The sequence below is a fragment of the Pseudomonas sp. AC193 genome (genome assembly GCF_979258075.1).
Genome location: NZ_OZ409832.1, coordinates 2965686 through 2982964 on the forward strand (window position 1 = coordinate 2965686; position 17279 = coordinate 2982964).

Here is a 17279-nt window from a genome sequence, read left to right on the forward strand (position 1 = left end):
TGGTTCAGCCTATCTCTTCATTGACTGATATACCGCTATCGCGAGCAGGCTCACTCCTACATTTGACCGCGGTTCGACTGATGATCAGGGTTGTCAGCATGAGGGCCGTGGCGACCGCGAAGGTGATGTGTAAACCACTGGCAATCGCTGCCGCCGGCGCTTCAGTTGGATCCCCCGCCGCCAGTGCAAACACCGCGCCCATCACCGCCGCCCCGGTGATCAAGCCCAGATTGCGCGCCAGCCCCAACAGCGCCGAGACTACCCCGCGCTGATCCTGACTCACGCCGGCCATCAACCCGGTGTTATTGGCCGCCTGAAACAACGCATAGCTGACCGCAACCATTACAATCGGCAACACGTACGCGAACACGCCAAGGCTCATCGGCAACGACGCCAACAGTCCACAACCACAAGCCAATCCCAGCAACGCACCCGGCACGATCCGGCGCGCGCCAAAGCGATCCACCAGACGCCCGGCCGGCACACCGCCAAACGCCGCCAACAACGGCCCGACCGACAACACCAGTCCAACCATGGCGCTGCTCAAACCCAAACCTCGGCTCAAGTAAAACGGCCCAACTACCAATGTGGTCATCATCACGGTAGTCACCAATAACGTCAGCAAGAGGCTGCTGCTCAATCGCCGGTCGGCAAACAGCGACAAGCGAATAAGCGGCGCCTTCACCCTCATCTCGATAAAAACAAACAGCCCCGCGCCGCACGCGCTGACCAGTAACAACGGCAGGGCCAGGCCTGTCAGCGTCATCGCCAGCGCATAAGCCGCCAGCGTCAACACCAGCACCCCGGTGCCGAAATAATCAAAGGCAACCCGCGTGCTGATCGCTCGATCTGCCGGCAGATAGCGGAACACCAACCACGCATTGAGCAAACCCAGCGGTACGTTGAGCAGAAAAATCGAATGCCAGCCGAGATGCGCCATCAACAATCCGCCCAGCGACGGCCCAAGGGTGGTGCCGGTCGCTGACATGGTCGCCAACAAACCCATCGCACTGCCCGCCCGTGACTTCGGCACCGCATCGGCCACCAACGCGACCGTCAAGGCAAACATGATCGCCGCGCCAACGCCTTGCACCGCTCGCGCGCCGATCAACCAACCCAGTCCCGGTGCCAACGCACAACACAACGAGGCAGCGGTGAAAATGCCGATGCCGATCAATAGCAATCGGCGCCGACCGATGCCGTCGCCCAGCCGCCCGACGCTGACAATCAGCGTGGTGACTGTCAACAGGTAAGCCAGAACGATCCACTGCACCTGTTGGAACGTCGCATCAAACGCCGCCGCCAGCATCGGTAAGCCGGCATTGGCAATGCTGGTGTCCAGCGACGGCATCAACATCGACAGGGCCAGACTGGTCAGCGCCCAGCGGGCTGAAGTGTTCAGGGGTTCTCGGGGCATCGTGCGTTCACTTGGCAGAGGTGATGCTGCATAGCCTGAGCCTCGACAATACAAGGCACAAGACGCATGCTTTGCACTCGATACCTGCATGGAACGCCATGTCATGTCCGCACCCGATCTGAACCTGTTGATCACCCTCGACGTGCTGCTGCGTGAAGGCAGCGTCGCCCGCGCGGCCAAGTGCCTGCGATTGAGTCCTTCGGCGATGAGTCGCGCCCTGGCCCGTCTGCGCGAGACCACCGGCGATCCGCTGCTGGTGCGGGCCGGTCGCGGTCTGGTGCCGACGCCGCGTGCGTTGGAATTACGCGAACGCGTCAGTCATCTGGTGCAGGAAGCCGAGGCGGTTTTGCGCCCTGCCGAGGTGCTCGACCCAAGCCGTTTACAACGCACCTTTACCCTGCGCAACACCGACGGTTTTGTCGAAACCTTCGCCGCCGCCCTGCTCGCACGCATCGTTGAAGAAGCGCCCGGCGTGCGCCTGCGCTTTGTGCAGAAGGCCGACAAGGACAGCACGCCGCTGCGCGAGGGCCGCGTCGATCTGGAAACCGGCGTGATCGACGACAGCACCGACCCGACGCTGCACAGCCGCATTCTGTTTCAGGATCACTGGATCGGTGTGGTGCGTGAGGGGCATCCCTTGAGTTCGGGAAAAGTCAGCAGCAAGCGTTTTGCCGGTGGCGAGCACATTCTGATTTCACGGCGCGGGCGCAGCAGCGGCCCGGTAGACGAAGCGCTATTCGCGCTCGGGCTAACGCGCGACATCGTCACCTCGTTCGGCGGTTTTTCAGCGGCGCTGACACTGGTGCGCGAATCCGATTTGATCGCCACTGTCCCGGAGCGCCACACCAGCAAACTGCGCAGCGGCCTGCACAGTTTCGCCCTGCCCTTCGAGATGCCGCCGATCAGCGTCTCAATGCTCTGGCATCCGCGCATGGACGCTGATCCGGCACACCGCTGGTTGCGCGATTGTGTGCGTCAAGTCTGCGCCTAACGCGCGTCGCCACCGGCCGGTTTGTAGAAGAGGAATTTTTTCGTTTCGGCGGTTTTGCGGTACTCCTTGGCCCAGCTCGGGTGGACGTTGCGGTCGTGGAAGTACAGCGCACCGCGGGTGCGATCCGGGAGTTGCCGGTTGAGCGCTTTGCCGGCGATTTCCTTGGCCAGCGCATATTCGGAATCCTCCTTGACTTGGTCAGCCTTGCCATCGCACCACCAGGAAAACTGGCAGCTCTTGGTTTCCGATCCCTGTTTGACCACTGCGCATACGGTGTCGGGGAAACCTTCGTGGCCGAGACGATTCATCACCACGCTGGCCACCGCTTCCATTTCCGGGGTGTCTTTGCCTTTGGCTTCCCAGTAAATACTGCGCGCCAGGCAGGTCAGCGGATCATCTAGCGGTGCAGCGCCGGCAGGGTCGACCGCTTGCGCTTCGGTCGGGGTAATCGCTTCGGCTCTCGGCGCCGGTGCGCTGCTGACTTTGTCCGCCGCTTTCTCCTCCAGCACCTGCGCTTTCTCTTCAGCCTTCGCCTTGATCGGGGCCTGATCGGTGGCCCATGCGGAGCCCGCCAACAGGATGCAAACCAAACAGCCAGCCAAGCCTTTCAATCCCATGTCAGTTCTTCCGGCAGCGCCCGCTAAGGGCAACGTGTTGCGTGGGTGAGACGCCCGGATCCCGGGGTCTTCGGTGAGTGTAGACGGCAAAACGCCAGACAAAGTTGCGCAGAAAAAACCGCCGAATGAAGAAAAAGACATTGCACCCACCGGGGGCCTTTCGCGCATCATGGGCGCATTCAGCTCAAGGGAGATTTCCATGCGCTTCATGCCATTCGTTTTGCGTTGTGCCGCGTTGTCCACTGGCGTTGTGTTGGCCATCCCGGCGCTGGCCAGCGATGAATCGCAACTGATCGAGTCGATCAACAGCTACCGCAGCCAGCCGCAACGCTGCGGTTCGCAGGCGTCCAATGAGTTGCCGCCGCTGTCGGCCGATCCGCGCTTGCGCCTGCCGGCCAGTGGCGCGGTTGATTTGCAGCAAGCCATGGCCAGCGCCAGTTACCCGATGGTCAATGTGCAGGCGATTACCCTGAACGGCCCGCGCGATGCGGCGTCGGCGATGCAGGCGATTCAGGAGAGTTTTTGTCAGGTGGTGCTCGATCCGCAGTTCGTCGATGTCGGCGTCAACCGCGCCGATCGCGATTGGCGCATTGTGCTGGCGCGACCGCTGTTGTCGGCCAAACTCGGCGATACGCAAAGTGAAGGGCAAAAACTGCTGGAGCAACTCAACGTCGCCCGCAGTCAGCCGCGCCAGTGCGGTGGTCAGGCCTTCGCCGCTGCCGCACCGTTGGCCTGGAACGCTGCGCTGGGCACGATTTCCCAGGATCACAGCCGCGACATGGCCAACAACAATTATTTCGACCACAAGGATCGCGACGGCCGCACCCCCGGCGACCGCGCTGAACTGGCCGGTTACAACGGTCAACTGGTCGGCGAAAACATCGCCGCCGGCCAAGACACCGTGCGCAAAGTCGTCGACGGCTGGATCGCCAGCCCCGGCCACTGCGCCAACCTGATGAACCCACAATACAAAGAACTCGGCGCTGCCTACGCCACCGACCCGAAAAGCAGCGCAGGCATCTACTGCAACCGCCATGTTCGGCGCGCAGTAACTCCGCGTCCTCAAACACCGCAAAATCCGTAGGAGCAGAGCTTGCTCGCGAAGGCGTCTATCCAGTCGAAATATGCATTGACTGTATTTACGCCTTCGCGAGCAAGCTCTGCTCCTACAGGGGTTTCAGGGGTCATCAATTTGATCAATCGCCCGGTCATTCGAACTGATTGGACGCGCCTTTCTGGCGCTCTTATTCTGCGCCGCCATTGCAGCCAACTAGACTCATCGGCGTGGCGCTGCACAACCGGTTGATCCGCCACGCCCCCATGCATAACCAGGGCAGAACAGCATGATCGTCCGACCCAAGATTCATCCCATTGCCATTCTGTTCACCCTCAAGGGTTCGATCGCCAAACGCATCGCGTTGCGCGCGCTGATGATCACGCTGTTGGCGTCGGCCATTGTGCTGGTGGAAATCCTCCATCCGAGCTATTTCGCCAGTGTCAGCGCGACGCCGTTTACGCTGCTCGGTTTGTCGCTGTCGATCTTCATGAGTTTTCGCAACAACGCCTGTTATGACCGCTGGTACGAAGCGCGCAAGGCGTGGGGCGAGGTGATCGTGCACATTCGCTCGATCATTCGCGAAACCCACGTCATCCGTGACTCCGCCGAGCGCAAGCCTTTGCTGCTCAATCTGTGTGGCTTCGCCCATGCGCTGAACGCCCGGTTACGTAAAGAAAGCGAAGCGGATGCCAGCAGCCAATGGGTCATGCCCAAGCCCGATCCGCAGACGCCCGACTACAGCGGACGAATTCTGCAAACGGTTGGCCAGCAGTGTTCCGACTTGCATCAAAACGGTGAGCTGACGGAGTGGCGCTACATGCTGCTCGCCAATCACTTGACCTGCCTCACCCAAGCGCAGGCGGTGTGCGACCGGATCAAAACCACGCCGCTGCCGTTTCCCTACACGCTGTTGCTGCATCGCACGATTTATCTGTTCTGCATCCTGTTGCCCTTCGCCATGGCCGAACCGTTGGGCTGGTTGACGCCACTGTTCACGGCGATTGTCAGCTACACGTTTTTCGGCCTCGATGCGATTGCCGATGAGCTGGAAGACCCGTTTGGCCGCGACGAAAACGACCTGCCCACGGATGCGCTGGTGCGCACGCTGGAGCGCGATATTCTCTGGGAACTCGGCGCAGAAATGCCGCCCGCGCTTAAGCCTGTGGACTATGTCTTGAGCTGACCCCAAATTTCCCCAAACAACCCAATATAGACGAGCACCACAAAACCCTTGTAGGAGTGAGCCTGCTCGCGAAAGCGGATTGCCAGCCAACATCGTTGTCGCCTGACTCGCCGCGATCGCGAGCAGGCTCACTCCTACAGTTGTGTTTTTTGCAGGGTTTTGAAGAGTTCGCCGTCCGCCAGACGCTGCGCATCGGCCACTTTGCCGGCGGTCGATAAGCCTTTAAACACTTCCGATTGGACGAATCCGCCCTCAGATGAGATCGTCGCGCCCTGCACCCTTGGTGCGCGGTACGCATCTGCGTCAATACTCCACCCAGAAATCCCATCGAGCAGGTGCCGTCGTGGACATCAAACAACTCAAATTCCTGATCGCACTGGACGAAACCCGTCACTTCGGTCAGGCCGCCGCCCGCTGCCACATCACTCAGCCGACCCTGTCGATGCGCTTGCGCAATCTCGAAGAGGAGCTGGATCTGGTGCTGGTCAACCGTGGTCAGCGCTTTGAGGGGTTCACCGAGGCTGGCGAGCGCGTACTGGCCTGGGCCCGCACGTTGCTGGCGGCGCATGATGGTTTGTTCGCCGAAGCCGCAGCCTGTCGTGGGCAACTGGTCGGCAGTTTGCGCCTCGGCCTGGTGCCGCTGAGCAGCTTCAATCCGGTCGATTACATTCAGGGATTGTCGGGGTCTTATCCCGAGTTGACGTTCAGCCTGTCCTCGCTCAGCTCCGACGAGATCATCGCCAGTCTGGGCAACAATCAGCTGGACTTGGGCGTGTGCTATCTCGATCACGTCAACCCGACCTATTTCGAGTTCTTCGAGATCGGTCAAACCCGCGTCGGATTGCTCTACGACAACCGGCATTTCCAGTTCGAAGGCACCCAGATGAGTTGGGAAGAAGCCGCGCAATTGCCGCTGGGCATGATCACCACCGGCATGCATTACCGCAAATCCATCGACCTGAGTTTTCGCAGTCGCGGCTTGAGTCCGCAGCCGATCATGGAGAGTGATTCGACCTATCAGTTGTTACAGGCGATTCACCAGGGTTTCTGCTGCGCAATCATGCCGCTGGACAGCGGAATGGAGGAGCCGATTGAACATCTGTCGTTCATGACCCTGCCAGACGCCAACGTGCTCGCACCGTTGGGGATGGTGATGCGCAAGACCGAACCGCGCTCGGCGATTGCTGAAAAGTGTTTTGCTGAAGCGCGGAAGATGCTTGAGCAAGAGTCGCCGCACTGACAAAGATTGAATGCAAAACTTGTGGTGAGGGGATTTATCCCCGATGGACTGCGCAGCAGCCCCAAAAGAATCTGGGCCTGCTGCGCAGTCCAACGGGGATAAATCCCCTCGCCACAGATTCTCCTTGCGGCTTGAGTGTTCAAGATATTTCACATTGATCGTTTACACGCCCGCGGATTCCCCCTTACTATCCGGGCACACCGGTCGACGGGTCAGCCCCGACACCGACGTTTTCCGCCAACGGAAACACGCGTTATGAGTACGTATCTACAACAACTAAAATCGTTGAACGTCTCCGCTGTGTGCGCCCTCTGTCATAGGGGCCGCGCATGAATCGTATCGTCAATCTCCCCATGGCCCTGCGCCGTTCCAAGTTGCGTCACTCCGCACGCCCGCCGGATGTCTGCGTTTCTGCCTGATCACGTTTGAAAAACGTGTAGGCCTTTTCTCTTTCGATATCCCTGCCAGGACACCTGGGCTTTCGCCCTCTACCGTCTCTTGGCCCGAATCTGCGCGCCTGTGCGGCGCAACTCTGAGTGATTGCCATGAAATTCGCAGCGATTGAAGACGCACGCCTGTTCCTCGACCAAAACCCTGATATCGACATGATCGAGCTGTTCATTCTCGACGCCAACGGAGTACCGCGCGGCAAGCTGTTGCACCGTGAAGAACTGCTCGCCGTTTACGAAAGTGGTCGGCCGCTGCCAAGCACCATCCTCGGTCTGACCGTGCAAGGTGAAGACGTTGAAAACTCCGGTCTAGTCTGGGACGTCGGCGATATCGACTGCCGTGCCTATCCGTTGGAAGGCAGCCTGGTGCGCCTGCCATGGCGGCAAATTCCGACCGCCGCCGTGCAAGTCAGCATGCACCCGAAGGAAGGCATGCCAGCGAGCATCGCCGACCCGCGTCACCTGCTGATCAAGGTTATCGACGGCCTCAAAGCCGAGGGTTATCACCCGGTGATGGCCTGCGAGCTGGAGTTCTATCTGCTCGACGCCAAACGCGATCACAACGGTCGTCCGCAACCGGCACTGGATGCCGACGGTGGGCGACCGCGACACACACAGGTCTACGGTTTACGCGAGCTGGAACAGATCGAACCGTTCCTCGCCGACCTCTACAGCGCCTGCAAACTGCACGGCATTCCGGCGCGCACGGCAATCTCCGAATACGCCCCGGGTCAGGTGGAAATCACCCTCGAACACGGCGATGCGCTGGAGGCGATGGATCAGGCCGTGCGTTACAAACGTCTGGTCAAAGCGGTCGCGCACAAGCACGGCATGCAAGCGACGTTCATGGCCAAACCGTTCGATGATCTGGCCGGCACCGGCATGCACATGCACGTCAGTCTGGCGGATGCCGAGGGGCGCAATCTGTTCGCCTCCGAAGACCCGGCCGGTACGCCGCTGCTGCGCACGGCGATTGGCGGCATGCTCGCTTCGCTGCTCGACACGCTGTTGATGTTCTGCCCGAACGCCAACTCGTACCGCCGCTTTCAGGCCAACAGTTACGCGCCGTTGGCGCCGACCTGGGGCGTCGACAACCGCACCGTCAGCCTGCGCGTACCGGGTGGCCCGGCGAATACCCGCCACATCGAACACCGCATTTGCGGCGCCGATGCCAACCCGTATCTGGCAGCGGCGGCGATCCTTGCCGGCATTCATCGCGGCATTAGCGAGAACCTTGATCCGGGCGCACCGGTTGAAGGCAACGGTTATGCGCAGGCGAAGGAATTGCTGCCGACTGATTGGCTGACGTCGCTGCAGGCACTGGAAAAATCGGCGTGGGCGCGGGATGCCTTGGGGCAGGAGTTTCTTGGGGTGTATCTGGCGGTGAAGCGTGCCGAGTACCGGCAGTTCATGGCTGAAGTGGGTGAGCAGGATTGGCGTTGGTACCTGACCGAAGCCTAAAGCCTCACCCCTCCCCCTGTAGGAGTGAGCCTGCTCGCGATAGCGACCTGTCAGTTAACAATGATTTGCCTGACACACCGCTTTCGCGAGCAGGCTCACTCCTACAAGGGATCGCGTACCGACCTTGAAAATTGTGGACACTGACATGACCGAACGCTGCAATTCCTATTACACCGCCACCCTCAACCAGGACACCGACTACCCGACCCTGCAAGGTCGACACACGGTCGACGTGGTGATCATCGGTGGTGGTTTCACTGGCGTTGCCACCGCCGTCGAGCTCGCCGAAAAAGGCCTGAAAGTCGCCATCGTCGAGAGCAACAAAATCGGCTGGGGCGCCACCGGACGTAACGGCGGGCAAGTCACCGGCAGCCTCTCCGGCGATGGCGCGATGCGCAAACAGATGCGCGCGAAACTCGGCGATGACGTCGACGATTTCATCTGGCACCTGCGTTGGCGCGGACACGAAATCATCAAGCAACGCGTGGCGAAATACGCCATTCAGTGCGACCTCAAACACGGCCATCTGCACGCGGCCTACAAGCCGAGCCACATGCCCGATCTGCGCAACGATTACGAAGAGGCGGTGCGTCGTGGACTGGGCGATGAAGTCAGCCTGCTCGACCGCAGCCAGGTCCGCGATCTGCTGCAAAGCGACCTCTATCACGGCGCCATCAAGAACACCCGCAACATGCACCTGCACCCGCTCAACCTGTGCATCGGCGAAGCGCGGGCAGCGGAAAGTCTCGGCGCGCTGATCTTCGAAAACAGCGAAGTGCTGGAGATCATTCATGGCGATAAGCCTGGTATAAGAACCGCTCACGGCCAGATCGACGCCAAGCAAGTGATGCTCGCCGGTGACGTCTATCACAAGCTCGAACCGGGCAAACTCAAGGGCAAGATTTTCCCGGCCATGGGCGGCATCGTCACCACCGCGCCGCTCGGTGATCTGGCCAAACAGATCAACCCCGAAGACCTCGCGGTCTACGACTGCCGCTTCGTTCTCGATTACTACCGCCTCACCGCCGACGGTCGCTTGCTGTTCGGCGGCGGCGCCAACTACAGCGGCAAGGATTCACGCGACATCGCCGGCGAACTGCGCCCGTGCATCGAGCAAACCTTCCCGGCGCTCAAAGGCGTACAGATCGATTACCAGTGGAGCTGCGCGATGGGCATCGTCATCAACCGCATCCCGCAACTGGGCAAACTCTCGGACAACGTCTGGTATTGCCAGGGCTACTCCGGGCACGGCATCGCCACCACGCACATCATGGGCGAAATCATGAGCCGCGCGATCACCGGGCAGATGGAGCAGTTCGACACGTTTGCGGCGTGCCAGCACATTCGTGTGCCGATGGGCGATTTGCTCGGGAACCCGATGCTGGCTGCCGGCATGTGGTACTACCAAATGCTCGAAAAGTTGCGTTGAACCAACACCTTCCCTTGTAGGAGCTGCCGAAGGCTGCGATCTTTTGATCTTGTTTTTTAGAATCAAAGTCAAAAGATCGCAGCCTTCGGCAGCTCCTACAGGGGTGGTTTCAGTCTGGTAGTTGCTCCACAACAATCCCCAACCGTCGATAATCCTCAACACTCCCCGACGCCACATGCCGCTCGGTGATCAACATGTGCAACCGCTCACACCCCGCCACCACAAACGGCTCCACCGCGCCCAACTTGTCCGCCGTAGTCACGGCAATCACCCGCGTCGCGCCATCGAGCATCGCCTGCTTCACCGGCACTTCATCAAAATGCAGCGAAGTAATCCCCACCTCCGGATGAATCGCGCAGACGCCGGTAATCGCCAGATCCGCCTTGATCCCCGCCAGCAAGCGCAACGCCTCATGCCCACCCGCCGACATCGTTCGCGGATTCAATGTCCCGCCTGCCAGAATCACTTTCACACCCTTGAATTCCGCCAGCGCAATCGCCGTCATCGGCGCAGCCGTCACTGCCGTGATCTGAATATCAGGGCGCAGAGATCGAGCGACCTGCAACGTCGTCGAACCGGAATCAAACAGCACAATCTGCCCGTCCTCGACCTGCTGCGCCGCGAGTTGCGCCAGACGGATTTTCACCTCATCGGTCTCATCCAGCCGCGTGAAGTAATCCTTGCCGGAATCTTTCGGACGCGGTAGCGCTCCACCGTGAACCCGCTGCACGAGACCGGCGTTATCCAGCTCGGCGAGGTCGCGGCGGATGGTGTCTTCGGAAACAGCGAAGTGCTGACTCAACTCGGAGGCCATGACTTTGCCGTCCCGTTCGAGCAGCAGGAGGATTTTTTGCCGGCGCAATGAAGGCAGTTCGGCTGCGGAATGATCGTGCATGGATATGCCTGTTTGTGCTTGTAGTTGCAGGTTTCTGCGAGACTAGCGAAACCCTCGAGCAAACACAAACCGGCGGGTATCAATTACTTCGATCATTGCAATCAACAAGGCGAATTTTTTCTTTGCTTTCAGCCTGTTCAGAATGGCCCCACTTTAAAAGGCTCAGGATGAACACCTTATGAATCTCAATTTTGCGTTCGCATGCATGATCGTTGTGTCGTTTGCGGTGGCTCTCAGTCACGCCTGACAGCGTCTCAGACCGACGCCAACAGGTGCTCGCGCAGCCATTTGTGCGCCGGATCGCGATGCGCGCGTTCGCCCCAGAACATCGCCATTTCGTAACCGGGCACTGCCAGCGGTGCGTCGACCACTTGCAATGCCGGATTGCCGCGCACCAGGCGTGATGGCAGCATCGCCACCAGATCGGTGCTGACCAGCACCGACATCGCCATCAGAAAATGCGGCACCGACAGCACCACTTTTCGTTGCAAACCGACCTCGGCCAACGCCTTGTCGGTCACCCCGAAAAACCCTCCGCCCTCTCGCGACACCAGGACGTGTTCCAACGCGCAGAACTTTTTGCGCGTTGGCACGCGCTGCAAATCCGGATGACCGATGCGACCGGCCAGTACATATCGCTCGGTGAACAATGGCCGCGAGTGCAACTCCAGCGGCGCGTCTTCGCTGATGTGCAGGGCGATGTCGAAGACGCCCTGCTCCGCCTGTTTCATCAACTGCGCAGGCGTCAGATCGATCACGGCCAATCGCGTGCCCGGTGCCTGTTTGCGTAATCCGCTGAGCGCCGGTAACACCACCGTCGTTTCACCGTAATCGGTGGCAGCGACTTTCCAGGTGTGCGTCGCCTGCGCCGGATCAAACGCGCTGGCCGGCGCGACCGCCCTCTCCAATGCCTCCAACGCTTCGCGCAACGGCTCGCGCAATTCATCGGCGCGCACCGTCGGGCGCATCCCGCGCGGCCCGGGCAGCAGCAACGGGTCGCCAAAAATGTCGCGCAACTTGGACAGATGCACACTCACAGAGGGCTGCGACAGGTTCAGCCGCTGCGCGGCGCGGGTGACGTTGTGCTCGGACAGCAACACGTCGAGGGTGAGCAGCAGATTGATATCAAGGCGTCTCAAATTATTCATGGCTATACCAGACATATCAGACATTCATTTCCAATATACCGCTTGAACGCTGATCCTGCAGTTCTCAGCCAACGGAGCTACAACATGAATGTATTACTGGTTTACGCCCACCCTGAACCGACTTCCCTCAACGGCTCGCTCCGCGACTTCAGCGTCCAGCGCCTGCAAGCCGCCGGCCACACCGTGCAGGTCTCCGATCTCTACGCGATGAATTGGAAAACCACCCTCGACGCCGACGACGCCCCGGAGCGCGACACCACAAAACCGTTCCACGCCTCCCTGGACTCCAAAGTGGCGTACGCCGAAGGCAGCCAAGCCGCCGACATCGCTCGCGAACAGGGAAAACTGCAGTGGGCGGACACACTGATTCTGCAGTTCCCGATGTGGTGGTTTTCGATGCCGGCGATCCTCAAAGGCTGGGTCGAACGCGTCTACGCCTACGGCTTTGCCTACGGCGTTGGCGAACATTCCGACAGCCGCTGGGGTGAGCGTTATGGCGAGGGAAAAATGCAAGGCAAGCGCGCGATGTTGATGGTCACCACCGGCGGCTGGGAGTCGCATTACGCTTCACGCGGGATCAACGGCCCGATGGATGATCTGCTGTTTCCGATCCAGCACGGAATTTTGTATTACCCCGGTTTTGAAGTGGTGCCGCCGTTCGTGGTGTATCGCACCAGCCGCATGGATGAGGCGCGGTATGCCGAGACGTGTGAAGAATTGGGGCGGAGGCTGGATGAATTGTGGAGCACGCGGCCGATTGCGTTTCGCCAGCAGAATGCCGGGGAGTACGAGATTCCGGCGTTGACGTTGAAGGATGATGTCGCGCCCGATCAACAGGGTTTTTCCGCGCACATTATTTGATGTTTGCCGCAAACCTTTGGAGGGTATTTGTCCCCGCTGGGCTGCGCAGCAGCGCCAAACCCTGCAAACGGATTTTTCCAGACAGACCGAGTTGTATGGTTTTGGGGCTGCTTCGCAGCCCAACGGGGATAAATCCCCTCGCCACAGGCGTCCGATCGCCCGCAAAACCGATTGAACCTCCTTCCTCCGGACTGCCTCGAAACTCTAAAGCGCCCATTCATCGTTAGACGCGGCGCCCTCTTCGAGGAAATTCCGATGAACATTCGATTTCTGTTGCTGATCGCCACGTTCGCCATCATCCCGACTTGCGTCATGGCCGAGGGTTGCGACGTCCAGACCCAATCTTCCAGCGCCTCGGTGCCGGCCATCGAAACCCATAGCTGCTACGAATACGAAGGCATGCCGGTGAATGCCATCGACTGGTCGTGCAGCAACGAAAGCAAAGACATGCTCAGCAGCACAAAAAACAAAGTGGAAAACTGTGCGGATCACTATCAGGCCGCGTGCATCGCGACCATCACTCAGGAATCGCTCGCCAACCCGCACTCCACCAGCAAGGACAAAAACGCCAAGGCGCTGAACATCCCCGACAATGCGCAAGTGACCACGTATTACTACGACGTTGAGCATTTGGCCCAGGCGCGGATTGATTGTGAGAATGGCGGCGGGCAGTGGAAGGCGAAGTAGTTAAACGTTGAAACTTTGATCGCTCGATTTGTGCCCACAAAAAAACCGCATCGCTGCGGTTTTTAGTTTGCTCAGAGTGACTGCGTTAGAAGTTCGCCGGCGTGTTCGCACTGATGATCTCGGCTTCATCGGCGCCGATATTGCGGAACTTGTGCGGTAACGTGGTGGGAAAGTAGTAACCATCCCCCGCGCCCAAAACGCTCACCTGGCCGTCGACGGTCAACTCGACAGTGCCGCGCGTGACCAGCCCGCACTCCTCGCCTTCGGCGTGCACGATCGGCTCTTCACCGGAACTTGCGCCCGGCGCGTATTGCTCGCGCAGCAAACGCATCTGGCGGCTTGGCACCGAGGCACCGATCAGCAGCAGGCGCAGGCCATGACGGCCGAGATCCGGCTGTTCATTGGCGCGGAAGACGTATTGATGTTCGCGCGGTGGCTGGTCGAAGGTGAAGAAGTCGGCCAGGGACATCGGGATGCCTTCGAGCAGCTTTTTCAGTGAGCTGACGGAGGGGCTGACGCGATTCTGTTCGATCAGGGAAATGGTGGCATTGGTCACGCCGCTACGCCGGGCCAGCTCGCGCTGGGAGAGTTTGTAGCTTTCGCGTACTAATTTGAGTCGAGAACCCGTATCCATGACAGCCTTATGTGAGAACGACTTAAGGGCGATGGGGGTGGGTGGCGGGTGACGCGCCGAGGGCGCGGATCACGTTGCTCCCGTGTCCCGGAACCGTGAAAGGCGGCTATTAAATCACGTTTGGTGGTGTTGCTCAGCAGGTTCGATGGACGGTGGGGCAAAAGTCCTTCTCGCCTTGAAAATACAGCAAATGTGGGAGCGGGCTTGCTCGCGAATGCGATGTGTCAGGCGACATCTGTATTGGCTGAAATGGCCTCTTCGCGAGCAAGCCCGCTCCCACAATTGGATCTCTGCTGTATCAGTACCAGATGATACGAGAATAAAAACCGGCGCGGTCTTGGCGACCGTCGCCGGGGAGGTAACTTTAGAGGCCGAAACGGTCGCGCAGCGAGTAGTACACGGCGCCAAGAGCGGTCAACGGCGCGGAGAACGTGCGGCCGCCGAGCATTGGCATGTGCGGCAACGAGGCGAACGCATCGAAACGCTCGGCATCGCCACGGATCATTTCCGAGATCAGCTTGCCGGCGAGGTGCGAGCAGGTCACGCCGTGACCGCTGTAGCCTTGCATGTAATAGGCGTTTTTCTCGATGCGACCGAATTGCGGCATGCGCGACATGGTCAGCAGGAAGTTGCCGGTCCAGCGGTAGTCGATTTTGACGTCTTTGAGCTGCGGGAAGGTCTTGAGGATCTTCGGACGGATCAGTTGTTCGATGTCGTCCGGTTCACGCGCGCCGTAGACCACGCCGCCGCCGTACAACAGGCGATTGTCGGCAGTCAGGCGGTAGTAATCCAACAGGTAATTGCAGTCTTCGACGCAATAATTGTTGGTGATCAGGCTGCGCGCCTGCTTTTCAGTCAACGGTTCGGTGACAACGATCTGCGAGCCGCACGGCATGCTTTTCGCGGTCACGCGGTTGTCCAGACCTTGCGGCAGGTAAGCGTTGCCAGCGATCAACAGATACTTGGCGCGCACTTGGCCTTTGGCAGTACGGATAACATTCGGCTCGCCGTATTTGATTTCCACGGCAGCCGACTGCTCGTAGATCTTGCCGCCCAGACGCACGATGGCTGCTGCTTCACCGAGTGCTAGGTTCAACGGGTGAACGTGGCCGCCCTGCATGTCGAGCAAGCCGCCAACGTAAGCATCGGAACCGACTTCGCGACGAATCTCAGCCGCGTCGAGCATCTTCAGGTTGTTGTTGCCGTAACGTTCCCAGCCGCGCTTTTGCTCGGCCAGACCGTTGAGTTGTTTCTTGTTCATCGCTGCGAAGATGCCGCCCGGACGATAGTCGCATTTGATGTCGTAATCCTTGATGCGCGAACGAATGATGTCGGCGCCTTCGAAAATCATGCTGCCGAGGATTTCTGCGGTCTTGTCGCCATAGCGCGCTTCGATCACGTCGACGTCGCGGCTGTAAGAGTTGACCAGTTGGCCACCGTTGCGACCGCTGGCGCCGTAGCCGACTTTCGCCGCTTCGAGTACCGTCACTTTATAGCCGGCTTCGGTCAGGAACAGCGCCGAGGACAGGCCGGTGTAGCCGGCGCCGATGATGCAAACATCGCAGTCCACCGCTTCTTCGAGAATCGGAAAATCGATGACTTCGTTGCGGGTGGCGGCGTAGTAGCTGTTGACGTGTTGCTGTTTCATGTTTGTTCTCCGAAGGTCGCCGATCACTGCCGGCGACCGCCGCGGTAAAAGAGTTAGAGCTTGATCCAGGTCGCTTTCAGCTCGGTGTACTTGTCGAACGCGTGCAGCGATTTATCGCGACCGTTGCCCGACTGTTTGAAGCCACCGAACGGTGCGGTCATGTCGCCGCCGTCGTACTGGTTGACCCAGACGCTGCCGGCACGCAAGCCGCGTGCGAAGGTGTGCGCCTTGCTCAGATTGCTGGTCCAGACGCCGGCGGCGAGGCCGAAGATGCTGTCGTTGGCGATCTGCAGCGCTTCTTCAACGGTGTCGAAGGTGATCAGCGACAGTACCGGGCCGAAGATTTCTTCCTGAGCGATGGTCATCGCGTTGGTCACGCCGTCGAACAGCGCCGGCTGCACGTACAGGCCACCGGTTTCTTCGAGGGTGCGCTGGCCGCCGGCAATCAGCTCGGCGCCCTGCTCGCGACCGATGCTGATGTAGCGCAGCACGTTGTCGAGTTGACGCTGATCGACCACGGCGCCGACGGTGGTGGCTGGATCGAGGGCGTGCCCCGGTTTCCACGCTTGCAGTGCTTCCACCAGCAGCGGAATGAATTGCTCGCGGATCGAACGCTCGACCAGCAGGCGCGAACCCGCGGTGCAGACTTCGCCCTGGTTGAACGCAATGGCGCCGGCCGCTGCTTGTGCTGCCGCGCGCAAATCCGGTGCGTCGGCAAACACCACGTTCGGGCTCTTGCCCCCTGCTTCGAGCCAGACGCGTTTCATGTTGCTTTGGCCGGCATAAATCATCAGTTGCTTGGCAATCGCCGTGGAGCCGGTGAAGGCCAGCACGTCGACGTCCATGTGCAACGCCAACGCTTTGCCGACGGTGTGGCCGAAGCCTGGCAGCACGTTGAACACGCCTTTCGGAATGCCGGCATCCAGCGCCAGTTGCGCGATGCGGATCGCCGTCAGTGGCGACTTTTCCGAAGGTTTCAGAATGAACGAGTTACCCGCTGCCAGCGCCGGGGCGAATTTCCAGCTGGCCATGATCAACGGGAAGTTCCACGGCACGATCGCGGCAACCACGCCGGACGGCTCGCGGGTGATCAGGCCGAGTTGGTCGTGCGGGGTGGCGGCCACTTCGTCGTAAATTTTGTCGATGGCTTCGGCGCTCCAGCGGATCGCGTTGGCGGTCGCCGGGATGTCGATGCTCATCGAATCGCTGATCGGTTTACCCATGTCGAGGGTTTCCAGCAGCGCCAGTTCTTCCTGGTTCTGCAGGATCAGATCGGCGAAGCGGATCAGGATGCGTTTGCGCTCGGCCGGGGCTTTGTGCGCCCACACGCCGGACTCGAAAGACTGACGCGCGACTTCAACGGCGAGGTTGGCGTCGGCTTCATCGGTGCTGGCCACGGAGGCGAGAAAACGGCCATCAACAGGGCTCAAGCATTCGAAGGTGTCGCCGCTGATCGCCGGGCGATATTCACCGTTGATGAACGCGCGGGACTCGATGGTCAGAGACTGGAAGCGTTGTTCCCAGTCGTTGCGGGTAGTTGTCATTGTTGTGGCTCGACAAGG

The 17279-nt window shown here is 60.0% G+C and carries 14 protein-coding genes and 1 pseudogene; 8 read left to right on the forward strand and 7 right to left on the reverse strand.

Annotation, left to right across the window (positions count from 1 at the left end):
- Window positions 1-4: 4 nt before the first annotated feature.
- Window positions 5-1417, reverse strand: coding sequence for an MFS transporter (locus ACZZ0D_RS13380; RefSeq protein ID WP_463553502.1), 1413 nt, complete (start codon window positions 1415-1417; stop codon window positions 5-7).
- Window positions 1418-1520: 103 nt separating this feature from the next.
- On the opposite strand from ACZZ0D_RS13380, the gene ACZZ0D_RS13385 reads away from it, so the two are divergent.
- A complete protein-coding gene (locus ACZZ0D_RS13385) occupies window positions 1521-2408 on the forward strand; it encodes a LysR family transcriptional regulator (RefSeq protein WP_212549201.1) in 888 nt (295 codons plus the stop codon).
- On the opposite strand, the gene ACZZ0D_RS13390 is transcribed toward ACZZ0D_RS13385, so the two are convergent.
- Window positions 2405-3025: a cell wall hydrolase gene (locus tag ACZZ0D_RS13390; RefSeq protein ID WP_463553503.1), complete on the reverse strand. Its 621-nt coding sequence runs from the start codon at window positions 3023-3025 to the stop codon at window positions 2405-2407. The two genes, ACZZ0D_RS13385 and ACZZ0D_RS13390, sit on opposite strands and share 4 nt — an antisense overlap.
- 199 nt (window positions 3026-3224) lie before the next feature.
- Between ACZZ0D_RS13390 and ACZZ0D_RS13395 the strand changes: the two are divergent.
- The 5 genes and pseudogenes from ACZZ0D_RS13395 to ACZZ0D_RS13415 all read left to right on the forward strand — a co-directional run bounded on the left by ACZZ0D_RS13395 (window position 3225) and on the right by ACZZ0D_RS13415 (window position 9844).
- Window positions 3225-4077: pseudogene (locus tag ACZZ0D_RS13395) on the forward strand (CAP domain-containing protein).
- A gap of 291 nt (window positions 4078-4368) precedes the next feature.
- Window positions 4369-5265, forward strand: coding sequence for a bestrophin family protein (locus ACZZ0D_RS13400; protein WP_463553504.1), 897 nt, complete (start codon window positions 4369-4371; stop codon window positions 5263-5265).
- Between the two features lie 343 nt (window positions 5266-5608).
- Entirely contained in the window at window positions 5609-6505 is an 897-nt protein-coding gene (locus ACZZ0D_RS13405) for a LysR family transcriptional regulator (RefSeq protein ID WP_463553505.1), read from the forward strand.
- A 545-nt stretch (window positions 6506-7050) separates the two neighbouring features.
- Window positions 7051-8415, forward strand: coding sequence for a glutamine synthetase family protein (locus ACZZ0D_RS13410; RefSeq protein WP_401238987.1), 1365 nt, complete (start codon window positions 7051-7053; stop codon window positions 8413-8415).
- A 145-nt stretch (window positions 8416-8560) separates the two neighbouring features.
- Window positions 8561-9844 carry an NAD(P)/FAD-dependent oxidoreductase gene (locus ACZZ0D_RS13415; protein WP_400750852.1) on the forward strand — a complete coding sequence of 428 codons (1284 nt, stop codon included), beginning with the start codon at window positions 8561-8563 and terminating at the stop codon, window positions 9842-9844.
- Window positions 9845-9953: 109 nt separating this feature from the next.
- Here the strand turns inward: ACZZ0D_RS13415 and ACZZ0D_RS13420 are convergent, their stop codons facing one another.
- Together ACZZ0D_RS13420 and ACZZ0D_RS13425 are read right to left on the reverse strand one after the other, a co-directional pair.
- The gene (locus ACZZ0D_RS13420) at window positions 9954-10739 is read right to left on the reverse strand and encodes a DeoR/GlpR family DNA-binding transcription regulator (protein WP_463553506.1); all 786 of its coding nucleotides are present in this window, start codon (window positions 10737-10739) and stop codon (window positions 9954-9956) included.
- Between the two features lie 254 nt (window positions 10740-10993).
- Entirely contained in the window at window positions 10994-11887 is an 894-nt protein-coding gene (locus ACZZ0D_RS13425) for a LysR family transcriptional regulator (RefSeq protein WP_463553507.1), read from the reverse strand.
- 84 nt (window positions 11888-11971) lie between these two features.
- Between ACZZ0D_RS13425 and ACZZ0D_RS13430 the strand changes: the two genes are divergently transcribed.
- Together ACZZ0D_RS13430 and ACZZ0D_RS13435 are read left to right on the forward strand one after the other, a co-directional pair.
- The gene (locus ACZZ0D_RS13430) at window positions 11972-12748 is read left to right on the forward strand and encodes an NAD(P)H-dependent oxidoreductase (protein WP_463553508.1); all 777 of its coding nucleotides are present in this window, start codon (window positions 11972-11974) and stop codon (window positions 12746-12748) included.
- A gap of 255 nt (window positions 12749-13003) precedes the next feature.
- Window positions 13004-13435, forward strand: coding sequence for a hypothetical protein (locus tag ACZZ0D_RS13435; RefSeq protein ID WP_159812434.1), 432 nt, complete (start codon window positions 13004-13006; stop codon window positions 13433-13435).
- Window positions 13436-13520: 85 nt separating this feature from the next.
- On the opposite strand, the gene ACZZ0D_RS13440 is transcribed toward ACZZ0D_RS13435, so the two are convergent.
- From ACZZ0D_RS13440 to ACZZ0D_RS13450, 3 genes are all read right to left on the reverse strand, one after another.
- The gene (locus ACZZ0D_RS13440) at window positions 13521-14069 is read right to left on the reverse strand and encodes a cupin domain-containing protein (protein ID WP_053121083.1); all 549 of its coding nucleotides are present in this window, start codon (window positions 14067-14069) and stop codon (window positions 13521-13523) included.
- 364 nt (window positions 14070-14433) lie between these two features.
- Window positions 14434-15717: an NAD(P)/FAD-dependent oxidoreductase gene (locus tag ACZZ0D_RS13445; protein WP_463553509.1), complete on the reverse strand. Its 1284-nt coding sequence runs from the start codon at window positions 15715-15717 to the stop codon at window positions 14434-14436.
- Window positions 15718-15770: 53 nt separating this feature from the next.
- Complete coding sequence (locus ACZZ0D_RS13450) at window positions 15771-17261, reverse strand: aldehyde dehydrogenase (protein ID WP_159812435.1); 1491 nt, start codon at window positions 17259-17261, stop codon at window positions 15771-15773.
- Window positions 17262-17279: the final 18 nt, after the last annotated feature.

Excerpts from the sequence above, each read along its gene's own strand:
- ACZZ0D_RS13380 (WP_463553502.1), bottom strand. The coding sequence starts at position 1,417 with ATGCCCCGAGAACCCCTGAACACTTCAGCCCGCTGGGCGCTGACCAGT.
- ACZZ0D_RS13385 (WP_212549201.1), top strand. The coding sequence starts at position 1,521 with ATGTCCGCACCCGATCTGAACCTGTTGATCACCCTCGACGTGCTGCTG.
- ACZZ0D_RS13445 (WP_463553509.1), bottom strand. The coding sequence starts at position 15,717 with ATGAAACAGCAACACGTCAACAGCTACTACGCCGCCACCCGCAACGAA.
- ACZZ0D_RS13430 (WP_463553508.1), top strand. The coding sequence starts at position 11,972 with ATGAATGTATTACTGGTTTACGCCCACCCTGAACCGACTTCCCTCAAC.
- ACZZ0D_RS13400 (WP_463553504.1), top strand. The coding sequence starts at position 4,369 with ATGATCGTCCGACCCAAGATTCATCCCATTGCCATTCTGTTCACCCTC.
- ACZZ0D_RS13410 (WP_401238987.1), top strand. The coding sequence starts at position 7,051 with ATGAAATTCGCAGCGATTGAAGACGCACGCCTGTTCCTCGACCAAAAC.
- ACZZ0D_RS13435 (WP_159812434.1), top strand. The coding sequence starts at position 13,004 with ATGAACATTCGATTTCTGTTGCTGATCGCCACGTTCGCCATCATCCCG.
- ACZZ0D_RS13415 (WP_400750852.1), top strand. The coding sequence starts at position 8,561 with ATGACCGAACGCTGCAATTCCTATTACACCGCCACCCTCAACCAGGAC.
- ACZZ0D_RS13420 (WP_463553506.1), bottom strand. The coding sequence starts at position 10,739 with ATGCACGATCATTCCGCAGCCGAACTGCCTTCATTGCGCCGGCAAAAA.
- ACZZ0D_RS13390 (WP_463553503.1), bottom strand. The coding sequence starts at position 3,025 with ATGGGATTGAAAGGCTTGGCTGGCTGTTTGGTTTGCATCCTGTTGGCG.
- ACZZ0D_RS13425 (WP_463553507.1), bottom strand. The coding sequence starts at position 11,887 with ATGAATAATTTGAGACGCCTTGATATCAATCTGCTGCTCACCCTCGAC.
- ACZZ0D_RS13440 (WP_053121083.1), bottom strand. The coding sequence starts at position 14,069 with ATGGATACGGGTTCTCGACTCAAATTAGTACGCGAAAGCTACAAACTC.
- ACZZ0D_RS13450 (WP_159812435.1), bottom strand. The coding sequence starts at position 17,261 with ATGACAACTACCCGCAACGACTGGGAACAACGCTTCCAGTCTCTGACC.